This is a genomic window from Paraburkholderia piptadeniae, from assembly GCF_900007165.1.
Taxonomy (GTDB): domain Bacteria; phylum Pseudomonadota; class Gammaproteobacteria; order Burkholderiales; family Burkholderiaceae; genus Paraburkholderia; species Paraburkholderia piptadeniae.
Map to the genome: position 1 here is coordinate 1 of NZ_CYGY02000269.1, position 568 is coordinate 568.

A 568-nucleotide genomic window follows, 5' to 3' on the forward strand; every position below is an offset into this window, starting at 1 on the left:
GAAGGACGCCAATCTATTTATCCGACGGTCGACGCGGCGATAGATGCGCTCCGCGACGCCAGTCCGAACGCGACTGTAGCGGCCGCTCCTAACGCTTAGATCGTGTTTTCAACATAGTCCACTGGAGAGCACAAGACGTGGCCAGGATCGCCGACCGGACAAATGAGAAGACACCAGGCAGCCATTGTGATCTTACGTCGACGGATGTACGCGAACATCCGCTACCGCCATTTCACGGGCGCGGGCCGCGCGCTTCGCGAGTGATGGCGGGGAAAGCGGCCCGCAGCCGTTTTCCGAGATCCAGCCTCGCACGCTGCGACCTGCCCGCGCGGGATGTCATCGCTTTGCTTGAATCGTCTAACGAAGGACGGTTGCCTGCGTTGATACCCATACGCTATGGCCGCATGGTCGCAAGTCCGTTTGCGTTTTATCGTGGGGCGGCGGCGCTGATGGCGTTCGACCTTGCACAATTGCCGCGCACCGAAATCATCGTCCAGTTGTGCGGCGATGCGCATCTGGCAAATTTCGGCCTGTTCGCGAGCCCCGAGCGCCGAATTCTGTTCGGGCC

1 protein-coding gene is annotated in these 568 nt (G+C 60.7%); it reads left to right on the forward strand.

What is annotated here, in order from left to right; genetic code table 11:
- Positions 1 to 137: 137 nt before the first annotated feature.
- Positions 138 to 568, forward strand: a 431-nt coding sequence (locus BN2476_RS45170) for a DUF2252 family protein (RefSeq protein ID WP_235851272.1), incomplete at its 3' end; no start/stop codon positions are given.